This window comes from Vibrio sp. V30_P3S12P165, from assembly GCF_009904905.1.
GTDB lineage: Bacteria > Pseudomonadota > Gammaproteobacteria > Enterobacterales > Vibrionaceae > Vibrio > Vibrio fujianensis.
Genome location: NZ_WXWH01000006.1, coordinates 82,262 through 99,876, shown reverse-complemented (window position 1 = coordinate 99,876; position 17,615 = coordinate 82,262). Strand labels below are relative to the sequence as shown.

General features: G+C 44.3%; 20 protein-coding genes. 15 read left to right on the top strand and 5 right to left on the bottom strand.

The genetic code is table 11. The annotated features are described in order from the left end of the window. Positions 1 to 2 precede the first annotated feature (2 nt). The 5 genes from CAG57_RS01815 to thiH are packed head-to-tail and all read left to right on the top strand — an operon-like array spanning position 3 to position 4,185. On the top strand, positions 3 to 1,253 hold the full coding sequence (locus CAG57_RS01815) for a thiamine phosphate synthase (RefSeq protein ID WP_161427150.1): 1,251 nt from the start codon (positions 3 to 5) through the stop codon (positions 1,251 to 1,253). Continuing rightward, positions 1,240 to 2,034, top strand: a complete 795-nt coding sequence (locus tag CAG57_RS01810) for a HesA/MoeB/ThiF family protein (RefSeq protein WP_161427149.1) — start codon at positions 1,240 to 1,242, stop codon at positions 2,032 to 2,034. The genes CAG57_RS01815 and CAG57_RS01810 overlap by 14 nt, the downstream gene beginning before the upstream one ends. Beyond that, complete coding sequence (thiS, locus tag CAG57_RS01805; RefSeq protein ID WP_443083764.1) at positions 2,028 to 2,237, top strand: sulfur carrier protein ThiS; 210 nt, start codon at positions 2,028 to 2,030, stop codon at positions 2,235 to 2,237. The genes CAG57_RS01810 and thiS overlap by 7 nt, the downstream gene beginning before the upstream one ends. Positions 2,238 to 2,239: 2 nt before the next feature. Continuing rightward, entirely contained in the window at positions 2,240 to 3,007 is a 768-nt protein-coding gene (locus CAG57_RS01800; RefSeq protein ID WP_161427147.1) for a thiazole synthase, read from the top strand. Further along, on the top strand, positions 3,007 to 4,185 hold the full coding sequence (thiH, locus tag CAG57_RS01795; protein WP_161427153.1) for a 2-iminoacetate synthase ThiH: 1,179 nt from the start codon (positions 3,007 to 3,009) through the stop codon (positions 4,183 to 4,185). The genes CAG57_RS01800 and thiH overlap by 1 nt, the downstream gene beginning before the upstream one ends. A gap of 208 nt (positions 4,186 to 4,393) precedes the next feature. Here the strand turns inward: thiH and CAG57_RS01790 are convergent, their stop codons facing one another. Further along, a complete protein-coding gene (locus tag CAG57_RS01790; protein ID WP_161427146.1) occupies positions 4,394 to 6,184 on the bottom strand; it encodes an aminopeptidase P family protein in 1,791 nt (596 codons plus the stop codon). Positions 6,185 to 6,546: 362 nt separating this feature from the next. Then, a complete protein-coding gene (locus CAG57_RS01785; RefSeq protein ID WP_245868453.1) occupies positions 6,547 to 7,491 on the bottom strand; it encodes a LysR family transcriptional regulator in 945 nt (314 codons plus the stop codon). Between the two features lie 121 nt (positions 7,492 to 7,612). On the opposite strand from CAG57_RS01785, the gene CAG57_RS01780 reads away from it, so the two are divergent. Next, complete coding sequence (locus CAG57_RS01780; protein WP_443083773.1) at positions 7,613 to 8,806, top strand: multidrug effflux MFS transporter; 1,194 nt, start codon at positions 7,613 to 7,615, stop codon at positions 8,804 to 8,806. A gap of 91 nt (positions 8,807 to 8,897) precedes the next feature. Continuing rightward, on the top strand, positions 8,898 to 9,179 hold the full coding sequence (tsrA, locus tag CAG57_RS01775) for an H-NS-like global regulator TsrA (protein WP_099610324.1): 282 nt from the start codon (positions 8,898 to 8,900) through the stop codon (positions 9,177 to 9,179). 56 nt (positions 9,180 to 9,235) lie between these two features. Here the strand turns inward: tsrA and asnC are convergent, their stop codons facing one another. After that, positions 9,236 to 9,700, bottom strand: a complete 465-nt coding sequence (gene asnC, locus CAG57_RS01770; RefSeq protein WP_099610325.1) for a transcriptional regulator AsnC — start codon at positions 9,698 to 9,700, stop codon at positions 9,236 to 9,238. A gap of 212 nt (positions 9,701 to 9,912) precedes the next feature. On the opposite strand from asnC, the gene CAG57_RS01765 reads away from it, so the two are divergent. Together CAG57_RS01765 and CAG57_RS01760 are read left to right on the top strand one after the other, a co-directional pair. Continuing rightward, on the top strand, positions 9,913 to 10,716 hold the full coding sequence (locus CAG57_RS01765; RefSeq protein ID WP_161427238.1) for a class I SAM-dependent methyltransferase: 804 nt from the start codon (positions 9,913 to 9,915) through the stop codon (positions 10,714 to 10,716). Between the two features lie 88 nt (positions 10,717 to 10,804). After that, positions 10,805 to 11,197, top strand: coding sequence for a hypothetical protein (locus tag CAG57_RS01760; protein WP_099610390.1), 393 nt, complete (start codon positions 10,805 to 10,807; stop codon positions 11,195 to 11,197). Between the two features lie 11 nt (positions 11,198 to 11,208). Here CAG57_RS01760 and CAG57_RS01755 read toward each other — a convergent pair whose 3' ends face one another. Further along, entirely contained in the window at positions 11,209 to 12,102 is an 894-nt protein-coding gene (locus CAG57_RS01755; RefSeq protein ID WP_099610327.1) for a carboxylate/amino acid/amine transporter, read from the bottom strand. 55 nt (positions 12,103 to 12,157) lie between these two features. After that, entirely contained in the window at positions 12,158 to 12,583 is a 426-nt protein-coding gene (gene uspA / locus CAG57_RS01750) for a universal stress protein UspA (RefSeq protein ID WP_099610391.1), read from the bottom strand. A gap of 90 nt (positions 12,584 to 12,673) precedes the next feature. Between uspA and CAG57_RS01745 the strand changes: the two genes are divergently transcribed. The 6 genes from CAG57_RS01745 to ubiE all read left to right on the top strand — a co-directional run bounded on the left by CAG57_RS01745 (position 12,674) and on the right by ubiE (position 17,608). Beyond that, entirely contained in the window at positions 12,674 to 12,817 is a 144-nt protein-coding gene (locus tag CAG57_RS01745) for a hypothetical protein (protein WP_157928675.1), read from the top strand. A 58-nt stretch (positions 12,818 to 12,875) separates the two neighbouring features. Further along, positions 12,876 to 13,403: a non-heme ferritin gene (gene ftnA / locus CAG57_RS01740; protein WP_099610328.1), complete on the top strand. Its 528-nt coding sequence runs from the start codon at positions 12,876 to 12,878 to the stop codon at positions 13,401 to 13,403. Between the two features lie 74 nt (positions 13,404 to 13,477). Beyond that, positions 13,478 to 13,801 (top strand): universal stress protein UspB, encoded by a 324-nt coding sequence (uspB, locus tag CAG57_RS01735; RefSeq protein ID WP_161427239.1) that lies wholly within the window; start codon positions 13,478 to 13,480, stop codon positions 13,799 to 13,801. A 101-nt stretch (positions 13,802 to 13,902) separates the two neighbouring features. After that, positions 13,903 to 15,090, top strand: a complete 1,188-nt coding sequence (locus CAG57_RS01730; protein WP_161427240.1) for an NAD(P)/FAD-dependent oxidoreductase — start codon at positions 13,903 to 13,905, stop codon at positions 15,088 to 15,090. Between the two features lie 153 nt (positions 15,091 to 15,243). Then, positions 15,244 to 16,776, top strand: a complete 1,533-nt coding sequence (rmuC, locus tag CAG57_RS01725) for a DNA recombination protein RmuC (protein WP_099610331.1) — start codon at positions 15,244 to 15,246, stop codon at positions 16,774 to 16,776. 49 nt (positions 16,777 to 16,825) lie between these two features. Next, a complete protein-coding gene (gene ubiE / locus CAG57_RS01720) occupies positions 16,826 to 17,608 on the top strand; it encodes a bifunctional demethylmenaquinone methyltransferase/2-methoxy-6-polyprenyl-1,4-benzoquinol methylase UbiE (RefSeq protein ID WP_099610332.1) in 783 nt (260 codons plus the stop codon). The last annotated feature ends 7 nt before the right edge of the window (positions 17,609 to 17,615 follow it).

Genomic DNA, 17,615 nt, shown 5'->3' with positions numbered 1-17,615 from the left:
TTGTGAAGTTACTGATCCCCTCACATTGTATTGCGCTGACGGGAGAGGTGCAGCAAGTTTTACGGCTTGCTCAGCAACAAGGATTTGCGATTGAATCAGTGGTGCTGGGTGTAAGCTCAACGCCATCGTTGCAGCTTGTTACTGATACCACTTCCTCTTTCTCTTGCGATCTCTTTGCTCATATTGATCAACCCCAAGGTACGAATGAGCGTGTGATACGTTATTTTTCATCCATTTCAAATCTAGAAGTGGACGAGAATAGCATTATTATTGGTGGGCATATTCAAGGTAAAGTCGTCGATTTTTGGCAACAACAAGGGGTTCACTATCGGCTCACCTCTGTTTCGGTTTTGGAGCCGCCACAAGCATGGCGACACTTTGCTTGGTTAATGGCGGCATTGAGTTTGGATTTCCCTCTGCATGATGCTTTGATACTTGCGCGAGCTGCATTAAAGGTTTCACGTGAAACATGGCCGACCGAGTATCAAGATTTTCCGGTTCCTTATTTATTTTCTGCCAACGCCTTTCGAACACTCGCATTTCCACCATTACAGAAGGAGAGCTTAGGGCTATACCCTGTGGTGGATGATGTTGGTTGGGTTAATCGGTTGCTGCAACTTGGGGTTAAAACCGTTCAGTTGAGAATTAAGCATCCGCAGCAACTGGACTTAGAACCGCAAATCATCCAAGCCATTGCATTAGGGCGGCAGTATCAGGCGCAAGTGTTTATTAATGATTATTGGCAATTGGCGATAAAACATGGTGCATTTGGCGTCCATCTTGGGCAAGAGGATTTACAAACGGCCGATATTCAAGCGCTTGCCAAGGCTAATATTCGCTTAGGGCTATCCAGCCATGGCTACTTTGAATTGCTTTATGCTCAGCAGTTTCAGCCCAGCTATATTGCCCTTGGGCATATCTTTCCCACCACCACGAAAAAAATGCCTTCTAAACCACAAGGCTTAGTTCGCTTGGCTTTGTATCAACAGTTACTCAACACCCTGCCTTATGGGGACATGCCCAATGGGGAAGATCAAGGCATGCCAAGTGTTGCGATTGGGGGAATTGATTTGAGTAATATCCAGTCCGTTGTGGATTGTGGTGTTACCAGTGTCGCTGTGGTGCGTGCGGTGACTCAAGCCGAAGATCCCCAGTTAGCGGTTCAACAGTTACAAGCGAGTTTCTCTCAAAACTTAAATTTGACGCTTGGATCAGTGAGTCATCCATCGGAGGTCACTGATGTTATCGGATAAACAATTTTTACGTTACCAGCGACAAATTTGCTTAAACGAAGTGGGTGAGCAAGGACAAGCATATCTGTTTAACCGCAGCGTATTACTGATTGGGTGTGGTGGATTAGGAAATGCCGCGGCACTGTATTTGGCTGCCGCGGGTGTGGGGAGGTTAATCTTGGCGGATGATGATCTTGTTGAAGTGTCAAATCTGGCTCGGCAAATCGGTTTTAGAACGCCGCAGATTGGAATGGCGAAAGTCTTAGCATTGGCAGAGTCTTTGGCACAATTAAATCCTGAATGCAAAATTCGCCCAGTGAATCGGCGGATGGATCGATCATTATTAACCTTAGAGGTGGCATTGGCCGATGTGGTGTTGGATTGCAGTGATAATTTTTTGACTCGTCATAGTATCAACCAGGTGTGCTATGAGCAAGGTGTCCCACTGATTTCAGGCTCAGCCATTGGTTGGCAAGGGCAGCTCATTGGCTTTGATTTTACTCAGCCAAATTCAGGCTGTTATGCCTGTTTTGCTCCACAAAAGCAGCAAAAGAGTCAGCGCTGTTCTGATAGCGGAGTGATGGGGCCTGTGGTGGGAACCATAGGTAGCTTACAAGCGTTATTGGCATTACAGACGTTAATGAAGATGGATAACGTCCCTTTTTCTCGGTTCCACCAGTTTGATGGCCGGTATTTGAGTTGGCAGCAGTGGCAGCTCACGCCTGACCCCGATTGTTCCATTTGTTCAACACCCCTAAATCATCGAGTATCCGCTCATGTTCAGCCGAAGGAGGAATTATGACAATGGTGATTACCATTAACCAGCAGCCACAGCAGGTAGCTCAAGGGCGAACGTTGCAGCAAATACAACAGGAGTTGCAACTTCCCACCTTAGGCTGTGTTTTTGCCATTAATGACAACATTATTTCTAAAGGGTTGTGGGCAAAAACCTATTTGAATGACGGCGACCAAATCTCTCTTTTTCAAGCCATCGCAGGAGGCTAAATATGTTGAGCATCGCAGGAAAAACCTTTCAATCTCGCTTACTTACTGGTACGGGTAAGTTTGCAAATAGCCATGTTATGGCTCAAGCGATCCAAGCGAGTGGATCACAACTGGTGACGATGGCATTAAAAAGGGTTGATTTAAAAAGCCGTGAAGATGACATTCTTGCACCGCTGATTCAGGCGGGGGTCAATTTATTGCCCAATACTTCAGGAGCAAAAACTGCACGCGAGGCGGTTTATGCTGCGCAACTGGCTCGTGAAGCTTTGGAAACCAACTGGGTGAAATTAGAAATTCATCCCGATGCTAAATATCTGATGCCCGATCCTATCGAAACACTGCAAGCAGCAGAGCAACTGGTTAAGCAGGGGTTTACTGTGCTGCCGTATTGTCATGCTGACCCCGTGCTCTGTAAACGGTTAGAAGACGTGGGGTGCGCTGCGGTAATGCCGCTTGCTGCTCCCATTGGCAGTAACCAAGGGTTAATCAGCAAACGCTTTTTGGAAATCATTATCGAGCAGGCGCAAGTGCCGGTCATTATTGATGCCGGTATTGGTGCGCCTTCGGATGCGCTATTAGCGATGGAAATGGGCGCAGATGCGGTGTTGGTCAATACGGCCATTGCTACTGCGGCAAATCCCGTCTTGATGGCAAAAGCGTTTAAGCAAGCGGTTGAGACTGGGCGGTTAGCCTATCAAGCTGGGGTAGCTGGGCAAAAGTTACAGGCTGTGGCTTCCAGTCCATTCACCGCTTTTTTGGATGAAGAATGATGAGCTTTATTGAACGATTTAACCAACTGGATTGGGATGACATCAAGCTCTCTGTGCAGAGTAAAACCCGTGTAGATGTTGAACGTGCACTGTCAAAATCGGTCAGAAACTTAGCCGATTTTCAGGCATTAATTTCTCCTGCGGCAGAGCCTTATCTAGAGCTGATGGCGCAACTTTCTTACGCGGCTACACGTCAGCGTTTTGGTCATACCATGTCGTTGTATGTGCCGCTTTATCTCTCGAATTTGTGTTCTAACGCGTGTACCTATTGTGGATTTTCAATGGAAAATCGCATTAAACGTAAAACGTTAAACAAACAAGAAGTAACACAAGAGATAGCAGCGATTAAGGCGATGCGGTTTGATAGTGTTTTATTGGTCACGGGGGAGCATGAAACCAAAGTTGGCATGCACTATTTCCGGCAAATGCTTCCGATCATCAAGCCTCATTTTCATTATTTGGCCATGGAAGTGCAGCCGTTAGAGCAGCAAGACTATGCTGAACTTAAAACACTCGGTTTAGATGCGGTCATGGTGTATCAAGAAACCTATCATCCTTCGACTTACGCTGAGCACCATTTGCGTGGCAAGAAGATGGACTTTGAGTTTCGCTTAACCACGCCAGATCGACTGGCCAAGGCGGGGATGGATAAAATTGGCTTAGGGGCCTTGATCGGGTTAGAAGATTGGCGAACCGATGCGTTTTATGTCGCGGCCCATCTCGACTACTTGGAGAAAACTTACTGGAAAAGTCGTTATTCGATTTCATTCCCTCGCTTACGCCCCTGTACGGGAGGTTTGCAGCCTAAATCGATTATGTCCGATAAGCAGTTAATCCAATTAATTTGTGCTTTCCGCTTATTCAGTCCGCAAGTGGAACTCTCTCTTTCCACTCGTGAATCGGCTAAGTTTCGTGATCATGCGGCATTATTGGGTATTACCAGTATGTCGGCGGCATCAAAAACTCAGCCCGGAGGGTATGCTGACCCTAAGGTTGAGTTAGAACAATTTGCGATCAGTGATGAACGTAGTGCTATCGAGGTTGAATCAGCAATTAAAGCGAATGGATTAGCCGCGGTGTGGCATGATTGGCATGAGGTCTATTCCGGTGTTTCACGTGAAACAAACGGCTCTGCATCATCTATTTCTTCATCGCCTATTTCATCTTCATCGTCGTAGAGTCATTCCGTCACAGAGAGTAAAACGTTATCGACGAGAGATACGGTAGATAGTAGATAATAGATAAATGTGAGAAAAAAATAGAGGGGACGACAGGCAATGGCGTCGACCTCTATTTTTATTTATATCGGTTTTTATTTATATCGGTTTCACTTCGAGTCATTCCATTGCAGATTATCGCTCGGTGACTCGTTGGCTGATTTTGAAACTAGTGATGTGAAATGGGTTGTGTCGCTTTTTCCAACCATGCTTTCACTTCTCCGGTAACTAGCGGACCAACCTCTTGCCAAACTTGTTGGTGATACTGATTTAACCAAGCAAGTTCAGGTTTAGTTAAGCGATTGATATCAATCGCTCGGGTATCAATTGGGCAGCGAGTGAGAGATTCAAACCCAAGCATAGGTTGATCACCTTGCGTTGTTACTTCCACCACCAATTCAAGGTTTTCAATCCGAATGCCAAATTGTTCTGCGCGATAATATCCCGGCTCATTGGAGAGCACCATACCAGGACGCAGGGCAATAGGGTTATACACTTTACTGATCCGCTGCGGGCCTTCATGAACACTGAGAAAATGACCGACACCGTGCCCAGTACCATGATCGTAATCGTATCCTTCAGACCATAAATATTGACGAGCCAGCGCATCCAGTTGGTGACCACAAGTGCCTTTCGGAAAACGAGCACGAGCTAAAGCGATGTGTCCTTTAAGGACTAAAGTAAATTGGCGCTTCATCTCTTCGCTCGGTTCACCGATGGCGATCGTGCGAGTGATATCCGTGGTGCCATCTAAATACTGACCGCCAGAATCAACCAGGTATAAGCTATTATCATTGAGCGGCCCGGGCTTGGGTTGATTTTGATGGTTGTAGTGGCACATAGCAGCGTTACTACCCGCCGCTGAGATAGTGTCAAAACTGAGATCCACTAGAGTGGGGTCTTCTGCTCGAAACGCATGTAATTTCTCTGCTAGCTGTGCTTCGTTATGAAATTTTTTGGCCGAGACTTGGTTGTCTAACCAACAAAGAAATTTCGCCATCGCCACACCATCTCGAATATGACATGCTTTCATGCCAGCTATTTCTGTAGCGTTTTTGGCTGCTTTACTTAATAAGCACGGATCCGCTTCGTTAATCAATTCCGCGCCGATATTTTGCAGCACAAGCGTAAACCAAGCATTACTGGTGCTAGGATCGATCATCACTCGCTGTCCTGCCAATGCTTCTAATTTAGCTTGAAGTTGATCGGGCGGATAAACGTGGACACCGCGGCCAACGTGCTCAGCAAACCCATCGACAATTCGATCGCTCTCTAAGAAGAAATCGACACGAGCATCATCATAAATGATGGCATGTGAAAGCAGCACGGGCAGGCGTGCGACATCGAGCCCACGGATATTGAGTAACCAGCAGATGGAATCAAGTTCAGTGAGGATGGCACAGTTGGCCTTTTTATCGCGCAAAAAACTACTAATGACTTGCCGTTTGGTTTGGCTGTTGACGCCAACATAGTCGTCACTCATCAGACGCATCTCGGAAACAACCGGAGTTGGACGATCTTGCCATAATTGGTCTATTGGATTGTCGCTCAGTGCCACCAGTTGTAATTGACCGGCTAAGGTTCGCTGTGCAGCTTGCAGCCAACTTGCTCGGTGCATACGTGGGTCATAGCCAACTTTACTACCAGCAGGAAGGTGATTGAGTAACCAGTGTAAATAAGGATCTTCAATGAGGTGTTGATAACTAAATAACTCACTGGATACTTGTTTAGTGACTTGAACGGTATAGCGTCCATCAACAAAGACAGCGGCTTGTTCGGCTGTCACGACAGCGGCACCGGCAGAGCCTGTAAAACCAGTTAGCCATTGTAATCGTTCATTATGCGCTGGAATATATTCACCTAAGTATTCATCCTCATGGGGGACGATAAGGGCATCTAAATGGTGTTGAGTTAACCAATCACGAAGCTTGGCCATGCGTTGTGTATAGGGGTGTGACATGGAGGTTTCCTTGTAAACGGTCCTTTGTTGCGGTTTTATAAGCTACTCCTTTTCCTTGAGGCGTGCAAATATCCGCCTTTTTATATCCTTTCTACTTCAAGCTGCAGGGGGTGACCAACGTTCGTTCACCCCAATCACAATCACATAGCCTGTCGATGCTCATGGGGATTATGAGAGGCATCGGTGGCCCTCATAAAAGACTAGTCTACGGCTGTTTAAATTTGTTCTAGATAAATTTGTCACTCACTTGCCGCTTACCTGCAACGCTAAGTTGTTTGGGGATAGGTGCTGCTGGCTGTTAACTTTCTGCGCAATAATAGATAATGGCTGTTTTCCTTATTAGATTAGGATCGGTGTTTAAATCAACGTAAATGCAGTGTTTTACGCTGAATGATCTGCCGTAGCCAAGTCAAGGCGGGATCATTTTCTCGGTCTCGATGCCAAAAGAGTGTGTAGGCCATTGGTGGAAATTGCAGTGGTAGTGGCAACACCACTAATTCCATTTGGTGAGCGACTAAATGAGTAAAGTGGCTTGGCGCAGTAAAGACAAAATCAGTGTAAGTACAAAGGCTGGCTGCACTATTAAAATCTGGTACTGTAATGGCGATATCGCGTTCATGACCTAAATCGGCTAACCGATAATCTAATAACCAGCGATCGTTACCATCACATCGAACTTGAACATGGCGTAATGCGAGGTAGTTCTCTAAGTTCCATTCGTGGCAAAGTACCGGATGATTTTTCCGTACCACACACATTTGTGTGTCACGATAAACCTCTTGATCACAAATATCGCTTGGCGGCTGCATGGTCAGTTTGGCATCATGGATATCAATATCTTTTCCGGTGATCCCTAAGTCGATTTCGCCCAACTGTATTTTTTTGAAGGTGTGTTCATTCCAAGCGTGGGTACTGATACTAAGATTGGGGCCTTGGCTAAAAATTGCGGGTAAAAAATGCGGTAAAATTAATGGATAGACACTTTCTACGGCAGCGATATGAAAGCGGTATTCGCTTGATTGAGGAGAAAACTGTTCAGGCTGAATAATAAGCGCTAACTGATTAACCAAGATATCGAGTTTAGGTTTGAGAAATAACAGTTTTGGGGTGGCTCTTAATCCATGAGAACTACGGATGAATAAAGGGTCAGAAAATTGTTCGCGCAGCTTCGCGAGTGATTTACTTACTGCAGATTGACTTAAACAGAGTCGCTGAGCCGTTCGGGTGACACTGAGTTCTTCACTAAGAACTTTTAGGCACACCAATAGATTGAGATCAATGCGTGCGAGCTTCTCTATATTATTCATGCTGTTTTTCCTATTAGGAATAATAGCCATGATTATATGCCATTTTTACTCATATCAAGATAGCGCTATGATCACTTTCGTCGATATAACGTAGAAATAAAAATGGGTCAAATGAGTGAAAGTGAATAAGCAGGTTAGTCGTCAACAGCAAATGGGCTTGCTGATTTTGTTGGTTTTATTTAGTCCATTAGCGATTGATATTTATCTCCCTGCACTTCCGATGATTGCTCAATCGTTTCACGTGGAACATGCGTTAGCACAAGATACGATTACTTGGTTTTTGTTTGCTATGGGGGTTGGACAACTGTTCTCTGGCCCATTAGCTGACAAACTTGGACGTCGAACTGTTGCATTAGGAGGGATAGGCATCTATGCATTGAGCGCTTTATTGGCGTGGAGCGCACAAAATATTGAATGGATGCTGATGGCTCGTCTGCTACAAGGCTTAGGTGCATGTGCAACATCGGTAGCAGCCTTTGCAACAGTTCGCGATCTTTTTGGCCCAGAACGCAGTGGTAAAATGATCAGTTACTTAAATGGAGCCATCTGCTTTATCCCCGCTTTAGCACCTATTCTTGGTAGTTGGCTAACACAACAGTTTGGCTGGCGAGCAAATTTTAGCTTTATGGCAGGTTTTGCCGTCACAGTGGGATTGCTGATGTTGCTATGCATGCAAGAAACCAATCCAAGTACAGAAAAGCAAGCGGTATTTAAATTGTCTCGTTATTGGGCAGTGCTGAAAACGCCTTCCTTTTTATTTCATGCGTCATTATGTTTGTTCGCAATGGCTGTTATTTTGGCTTATGTAACCTCAGCACCTTTGGTATTAATGGAGCGGTTAGGGCTCACCATGAATCAATTTACATTTTGGTTCGGATTGAATGCGTTGGTTAATATAGTGGCTTGTCTCTCTGCCCCTCGTGTTATGGAAAAGGTGGGAACTCACCGAATATTAGTTCTGGGTATTATAACTTTAATTATATCTGGTACTTTAATGATAGTGCTTGCTCACATACAAACAGCATTCGCTTTTATGGTACCGATTTTTTTATCCTCTGTTGGCTTTGCTTGGATATTGGGTGCGGCGGCGGGGAAAGCACTGGCTCCATTTGGTGATAAAGCAGGAACCGCTGCAGCATTGCTAGGTCTGTTCCAAATGAGTGGATCCGGCTTATTAGTCGGTTCACTGCAACGATTTAATCTTGAGCCACAAATGCTGATCGCTTTACATATGTGGCTATTGGCCCCCGGATTGATTATTCTCTTTTCTAAAGCCGGTCGTCGCTGGCATCAATGGGCGTTACATTCCTCATAAAATAGGCTCTGTTAGCTATTTTCTAATCGTTTTAAGGCGTGTATATTGTCCACTCTTATATTTTTGCATGATATTTTGGAATTACGATACGATGTCTATGACCACTTATGAAATGGCTCGCATTTGGGAACAGCTTGATGAGTCTCCAGAGAAGGTGATGTTTGGCAAGTTACTTAATGAACTGGGCAACCAAAGTAGTGAACGTATTCGTAGCGCCGCCAAACAAGTTCCTGTCCCAGTTTTGCGTGATCTCGTTTATCAATTTCAACAAGTGATTGAGTCTCGTAAACATGAACAGGTTGAACAAATGGCTCAAGAACTTGTCGCGCAAGGTATTTCCGCTGAAGACCTACTAAAATTCCTCAATAAGTAATTAGGCCGCTAATCTAGCTAGATAGTGCTATCACCATTTATTTGCGGTTTGCTGTGTTATGGGTTTACGTTGCGATTGATGGGGTTTTGTAGAGAAATCAGGGTTTCAGTGGATTGTACTTCGTCGATTGCTTGCAATTTATCAATTAATACGTGCTGTAATTCTTCAATTGATTTACACATCAACTTAACAAAAATATTGTATGCACCGGTGGTGTAATAAGCCTCAACCACTTCTTCCAGTGCGTTAAGTTTCGCCAGTGCCGAATGATAGTCTCGCGCGGCATTGAGATTGATCCCAATAAAACAGCAGACGTCATAGCCTAGCTTTTTTGTATTTACTACAACTTCGGTACGCTGGATAATGTCGGCCGCTTTCATTTTCTCAATTCGAACATGGATCGTCGCAGGGCTGACATTAAATTGTTTGGCCATTTCAGCATAAGGGGTTCGGGCATCATCCATTAATATTTTTAAAATGGCGCGATCCAGATTGTCTAATTTGGTTGGGGCTGCTTGCATGGTTGATCCTGAGCAATACGCGATTAAAGCGCGAAACTAAGTGTAATGATCATTAGATAACATGATTTCCCCAGCCTGCCAAGCCATCGTTTAGGTAGAATTAACATCCGTTTGAATTAAGGATACGCGTTATCAACAGCGTGAAAATATCGCTGTGATCAGGAAAATTCGCTACACTAGGGCTGATTTTTTCTCTCTTTGGAGTGCCTCCTTTGCAGTTACAGTTACTATGTGAAGCTCCTGAACGAGCTGAACAACTGACACTTATTGCCCAGCATTGGCGATTAACGCATTGCCAAAACAGCCAGTTTGCTTTGGTATTGACCGCTGAGCGGCTAGAGCTACGTAAAGTGGATGAGCCCAAATTAGGTGCCATCTATGTCGACTGGGTGAGTGGTGCAGTCGCTCATCGGCGCAAATTTGGTGGCGGTAAAGGGCAGGCGATAGCGAAGGCGGCAGGGCTTAATAAAGGAAGGTTACCGACGGTATTAGACGCAACGGCTGGTCTAGGGCGTGATGCGTTTGTGTTGGCGTCCTTAGGATGTCGAGTGCAAATGGTTGAGCGTCATCCTGTGGTCGCGGCGCTGTTGGAGGATGGTTTGCAACGAGCCAAACAAGATAGAGACATTGGCCCATGGGTCAGTGAACGGGTGAATTTATTACACGCATCGAGCCATGATGCGCTACAAAAGCTAGCCGATGATGTGAGTTTCTGTCAGCCAGATGTTGTCTATCTCGATCCCATGTATCCGCACCCAGAGAACAAGAAGAAAAGCGCGTTAGTGAAAAAAGAGATGCGGGTATTTCAATCATTAGTTGGAGCGGATAGTGACGCTGATGCGCTACTTACTCCCGCTTTACAGCTTGCTAGTAAGCGGGTGGTGGTAAAAAGGCCTGATTATGCTCCGTGGCTGGCAGAACAAAAGCCCAGCATGGTTATTGAGACGAAAAAGAATCGTTTTGATGTCTACGTGATAGCCGCAATGACGGATATCAATACACGAGACATCGAATGAGTGACTGAAATCTTGCTTGCTATTCTACACCGCTTGATATATATCTAACTAAGAATCATTCTTATTGTTATTTTTGGTTGTGTTTATTATGGTTAAACGTTTATGCAAGCTTAATCGTCACGATATTCGTACATCAATGGGCGAGATACAGCAATTAGTGATGCAGCCAAGCTATATTTGCGGCGCATGTGCGCGCAGTGCTGTCGATAAGAGCCTTTTATGTAAACCTCAGTCATTGCAGATAGCAAAAAATGATCGACTCACTCAACCACTACTTTCGACCACGTTAGGTTCGCAAACATCGGTATCGGTTTTAACTAAAAAAACGCTAAAGAAGCAGAAAAAATACCAGAAAAAACTGGCAAAAGTGCTTAAAAAACAGCATAAGTTAATGAAAAAGCAGCAAGCATTACAAGGTAAGTTTACCGAACTCAAGTTACTGCCGCTTAACGACGAGATCTCTCTCACTCAGTTCCACTAATATTTTACCGTTTAGGGTTGACGATGTGTTTTATGTCGATAGCTTCGTGCAACCTGTCGTTTAACCCATGTTTCATTGAGCCAGAGTGAAAGTAAGATAATCCCTCCTCCCACAGATAACCGCAGCAAATCCACATCTCGATTCCAGATGACGATATTGATCACTAACCCTGCGGGAACCAGCGCATTGTTCATAATGGCTAACGCCCCTGCATTAACTTGGCAAGCGCCTTTATTCCAAGCAAAATAACCCAATCCTGAAGCAATTAGCCCGAGATAGATTAATATCCCCCATTGTAATGAGTTGTTTGGTAACTGCTGGGGATTGCCTAACAACAGGAATGCGATGCTGGCAACCAAAAAAGCACCAAGATAAAAATAACCAAATAATGCATGTTGAGGAAGTTCGATAGGTTCTTTTTCCATCACGTATTTATAGCCGACTTGACCGATAGCAAAGCAAAGGTTTGCTCCTTGAACAACCATAAAGCCAAGAAAAAAATGCTCGTTAATCCCAGCAAACTTGATCCATATTGCACCGATCACAGCAATGCTGGCCGTCACTAAGTACCAGGGTGAGAAATGCCCTCTCAGGAGATCGTACAATAAGGTGACATAAATAGGAGTGAGTACGGTAAACAGTAAAACTTCAGGAACCGATAACAGTAAAAAAGATTGGTAGTAGAAGCAATACATCAACCCTAATTGAATACCGCCAATGGCCATGAGTTTGGCCATTAACGCCTTAGGAACTTGCTTAACCTGTAGAAAAGGCAAAAAGACCACGCAAGCAAGAGCGACTCGCATCCAAACCGCAAACCAAGCATCAACCTGACCTGCGAGATAAACGCCGATCAGGCTGAAGGAAAAAGCCCATAGTAGAGTAACTGCAGATAAGTAAATCATAATACTGGTACATGAATGAGAACTTTCAGCAGTCTAGCTGACTTTTTGCCTATCGTCAGTCGTTGAGTGGTACAACCAACATATCGACGGGTGAGCAATTAATCAATTGACGCGTGGAGGAGAGAATCTTACTCCAAAAATCTTGATGATGCCCACAGACAACAAGATCAATATTAAACTCATTAATGGTTTCGCACAGCTCGTTACTTAGGTCACCGCTACCGACCAGTGTGTGGTGAATCGGGTAGTTAGCGTAATCTGCTAGCTCTTGTAATTGTTTTTGTGAATTTTCCATAGAATGGTGCTGGGTTTCAGCCAAATTGATATCAATAAGACCGGTGTACAATTCTGCATAATTCACATCAATATGAATAAAAGAGAGTTCTGCATTGAGTGGTTTGGCGAGCGCTACTGCTCTATCGATTAAAATCTTGCTCTCTTCAGAGAGGTCGACTGCAACTAAAATATGTTGATAACTCATCATACTATCTCCTTATCGATGACTGACGACAGATTAACATGTCAAGCTCCGTTTTTTTGCCAGCATGATCTCATATCGAAGGTGAAGAGCATGTCTTACTTCGCATCTATACCCTTCCAACTTGAAGCCGCAGGGGGGCTAGGTTCGTTCACCCCAATCATATCGCCTGTCTATGCTCATGGGATGGTGAGAGCTATCCGTGGCTTGGGGATAACAATCATTGTTTGGGGATAACAATAACGAAATAGCATGATATAGTTATCATAAGCTGTCTTAATCACTGGAGTCACAAATGTTATCACCTGCAATGATTGATCAATTGAATGATCAAATTAATCTTGAATTTTTTTCATCCAATCTATACTTACAAATGAGTGCTTGGTGTGAAGATAAAGGATTTGAAGGTGCGGCCGAGTTTCTACGTGCTCATGCCGTAGAAGAAATGCAGCATATGCAGCGTTTATTTACCTATGTGAGCGAAACCGGTGCCTTACCTCTTATTGGTTCTATCGCTGCACCAAAGCACGATTTTGCAAGCTTAGGTGAAGTATTTCGTGAAACGTATGAGCATGAGCAGATGATTACTCAACAAATTAATAAACTCGCTCATGTGGCTTTTACATCACAAGATTACTCAACCTTTAACTTCCTTCAATGGTATGTTGCTGAGCAGCATGAAGAAGAGAAGTTGTTTAAAGGGATTTTAGACAAGCTAGAACTGGTCGGTGAAGATGGAAAAGCGTTGTTCTTCATTGATAAAGATCTAGCGGCATTGGCAAAAGCAGGCTCATCTTCAGTAATGGATGCCCCCGCTGAGTAACCTCAGCAAAAAGACAAATGAATAGCTGTGTCTTTTTCTCTGGGCAGACTTACCAAGGATGTAGGGAGGAAAAGATGATCAGTGGAGATACGATTCTTTTAGCACTTATGGTGGTGACGGGCATTAATATTGTTCGGTATCTAACCGCACTTCGTTCGCTTATCTATATCATGCGCGAAGCTCATCCATTGCTTTACCAGCAAGTGGATGGAGGGGGATTTTTTACTACCCATGCTAATGTCACCAAACAAGTTCGCCTTTATCATTATTTGAAGAGTAAAGAATATCATCATCACCATGATCCTATCTTTACTGGTAAGTGCTCTCGCGTAAGAGAGCTGTTTGTCCTTTGCTGTGCTTTGCTTGTATTGACCTCTCTCGTGGCCTTTTTGCTTTGAAAGGTCGATTGGCAATATAAGCATTTATCGTTAGAATATTGAGCCTAGTGAGTAAGGATGTGCTGGTTGCACATCCTTTTTTATTGCAGTGAGTATCGGTCATGAATGAAAATGTAGACGTTGTGATAATTGGAGCCGGTGCTGCAGGTTTAATGTGCGCAGCACAAGCGGCTAAGCGTGGGCGTCGAGTTTTACTCGTTGATCACGCGAAAAAACCGGGCCGGAAAATTTTGATCTCAGGTGGAGGGCGCTGTAATTTCACCAATTACAATATCTCTGCGGCCAATTATCTATGTCGAAATCCCCATTTTGTTAAGTCTGCCTTATCGCAATACACCAACTGGGACTTTATCGCTCTGGTCAATCAATATGGCATTGCCTTCGAAGAGCGTGAACATGGCCAATTGTTTTGTCTGGGTTCAGCTAAAGAGATTGTTAACCTGTTATTGGCAGAATGCTCCCAACCCAACCTCCATCAGCGTTATCAAGTTGATATTCAACAGATCACTAAAACTGAATCGGGCTTTTTTCTTAAGACTTCTCAAGGCGAAGTGGCGTGTCAATCGCTGGTTGTCGCAACGGGGGGGCTTTCAATGCCCAAACTTGGGGCGACCCCCTTTGGCTATAAAATTGCAGAGCAATTTTCATTACCGGTGTTACCGACCTGTGCGGGATTGGTGCCTTTTACTTTGCATGTCGCAGATAAAGAAGCCTTAGCGGAACTTTCCGGTATAGCGGTACCGGTTGAGATTCAAGCTCAATGTGGCAAAAGTTTTAAAGAAGCACTGTTATTTACGCATCGTGGTTTATCTGGGCCTGCGGTGTTGCAAATTTCGTCTTATTGGCAACCGGGTCAAGCGATTACGATTAATTTGTTACCTGATACAGACCTCGAAGCATGGCTGATGAGTGCGCGCGAGCATCACCCCAATCAAACCCTGAAAACCACTTTAGCTCGGGTATTACCAAAACGGTTAGTGGAGGTGTTGCTAGAGCGCCAGCTCTTTGTCGATAAACCGCTGAAACAGTTTTCCACTAAAGCGCTGTTGAGCGTGGGAGAAGCGCTTGAGCAATGGACTCTTATACCCAATGGTACAGAAGGTTATCGTACTGCTGAAGTGACACGTGGTGGCGTTGATACTGAGGTTCTGTCATCGAAAACCATGGAATGCAAAACTGTCCCGGGTTTATTTTTTGTCGGTGAAGTGATGGATGTGACAGGTTGGCTCGGTGGCTATAATTTCCAATGGGCCTGGTCGAGTGGTTTTGTGGCAGGGCAGTGGGCGTGAGTGTGCTTATCAGTGGTTTCGATATATTGCTAGCGCCGAGACCTTCTCGAAAACAGCCGATGATAATGTGAGTCATTGCTTTCAATAACTGGACATTTATCCAGTATAAACATACTCTTTTTAGTTATGATTATTAGCAACGAATCTTTGACTATGCAATGGATGATTGAACACTCCTCCCTTCTTATGGGCATGTTAGCCGCTGCTGGAGTTTCTGGTGTCACGATAGCGGGCTGGATGAAGCAAAAAATGCGGCTACAGGTTGAATTACTCCAGCAGCAATTAACCAGTGAAACGCATTGGCATGCCCAACAAACCGCACAATTACAACACTCATTGCAGCAAGCCCAACAAGAGCTGGATGAGCTAGACCAACAACGAGATAAAGCCGAATTCGAATTAAAACAAGCGCATGGCAAAGTGATGGCGGTGATGGAAAAGTTGCGCTATTTCGAAGCCATTAAGCAAGAGCGTCAGCAGTATGCTGAGCAACTCAACCAGATGCGTGATTTGAAAACGCAACTTGAAGTGCAACTGCATGAGCAGCAGGCAAGACATGAGCAACAGCTGGCGGCCAGTCAAGATAAATTACAGTTATTAGAACGGGCAGAAGAGCGATTAAAGCAGCAGTTTGAGCAGCTTGCAAATCAAGTGTTTGAGCATAAAACTGCCAAAGTGGATGTGCAAAACAAACAGAGTTTAGAAGGTTTGCTTTCGCCACTTAAACAGCAGTTGGAAGGCTTTAAAAAACAGGTTAATGATAGTTTTAATCAGGAAGCCAAAGAGCGTCATACCTTAGTTCATGAATTACGTAATTTGCAGCGCTTAAATGAACAGATGGCCAAAGAGGCGCTGAACTTAACTCAAGCGCTGAAAGGGGATAATAAGCAGCAAGGGAACTGGGGAGAAGTCGTGCTTGCGCGAGTATTGGCTGAATCTGGGTTACGTGAAGGGCACGAATATCAAACTCAAGTTAGCTTACAAAATGAAGCGGGTAAACGGTATCAGCCCGATGTGATTGTTCACTTACCTCATGACAAACAGGTAGTGATTGACTCAAAAATGGCCTTGGTCGCTTATGAGCGTTATTTTCATGCAGAAACAGATCAAGAGCGAGACGCAGCTTTACGGGATCATTTACTGGCTTTAAGAAATCATATTAAAGGGTTAGGTCAAAAAGATTACCACCAGCTTAAAGGGTTACAAAGTTTAGACTATGTCTTAATGTTTATCCCCGTTGAACCTGCTTTTCAGGTCGCGATTCAAGCGGATCCCAGTTTAGTTAAAGAGGCGATGGAACAAAATATTATTCTAGTCAGCCCAACTACTTTATTGGTTGCATTACGTACCATTGATAATCTATGGCGTAATGAAAGGCAAAACCAAAATGCCCAAGTGATTGCTGAACGAGCGAGCAAGTTATACGACAAACTACGTTTATTTGTTGAAGATATGCAAGGGCTAGGCGGAGCATTGGATCGTGCGAACCAAAACTATCAATCAGCAATGAATAAATTAGCCACAGGTCGAGGTAATGCGATCCGTCAGGCTGAAAGCTTTAAGCAGTTAGGTGTTGAAGTCAAACGTTCAATCGCCAGTGAATGGATAGAAAAGTCACAGCTTGAGCAGGAGACAGAATTTGCCCCTTTAGTAGAAAGACATCCCGTTGAAGATAAAGTAAACTAAGCGCCAGCAGTTGCAGTTTTTGGTGTATAGCTGCCTAAGAGGAAAGAGAATGACGGATATCAGTGCGCAAGCAAACCTTGTAATAGAAGATCAAGAAACCACCCATTTTGGGTTTACGACCGTTGCTAAGGATGAAAAAGTCACCAAAGTGGCTCAGGTTTTTCATTCAGTGGCTGCGAAATACGACATGATGAACGATTTAATGTCGGGGGGGATTCATCGACTATGGAAGCGATTCACCATTGATTGTGCTGGGGCTCGTCCGGGGCAACGTATTCTTGATTTAGGTGGTGGTACCGGCGATCTCACCGCTAAATTTTCCCGAATAGTTGGTGATAAAGGGCATGTTATCTTAGCGGATATCAATAATTCCATGCTCAATGTTGGACGCGATAAGCTGCGCGATCGAGGCGTGATTGGCAATGTTCATTATGTACAAGCCAATGCAGAAGAACTGCCTTTTCCTGATCACTATTTTGACTGTATTACGATCAGTTTCTGCCTGCGCAATGTCACAGATAAAGATAAAGCCTTACGGTCTATGTTTCGGGTTTTAAAGCCAGGAGGCCGTCTGTTAGTCTTGGAATTTTCCAAACCAGTTTTAGATCCACTATCTAAAATTTATGATGCCTATTCTTTCCACATTTTACCTAAAATGGGGCGATTAATTGCCAATGATGCCGATAGCTACCGCTATTTAGCAGAATCCATTCGTATGCATCCAGATCAAGAAACGCTAAAAGGGATGATGGAAGAGGCAGGATTTGAACAAACCAGTTACTATAATTTAACTGGTGGAATTGTTGCTCTTCATCGTGGTTATAAATTTTAAGGGGCAC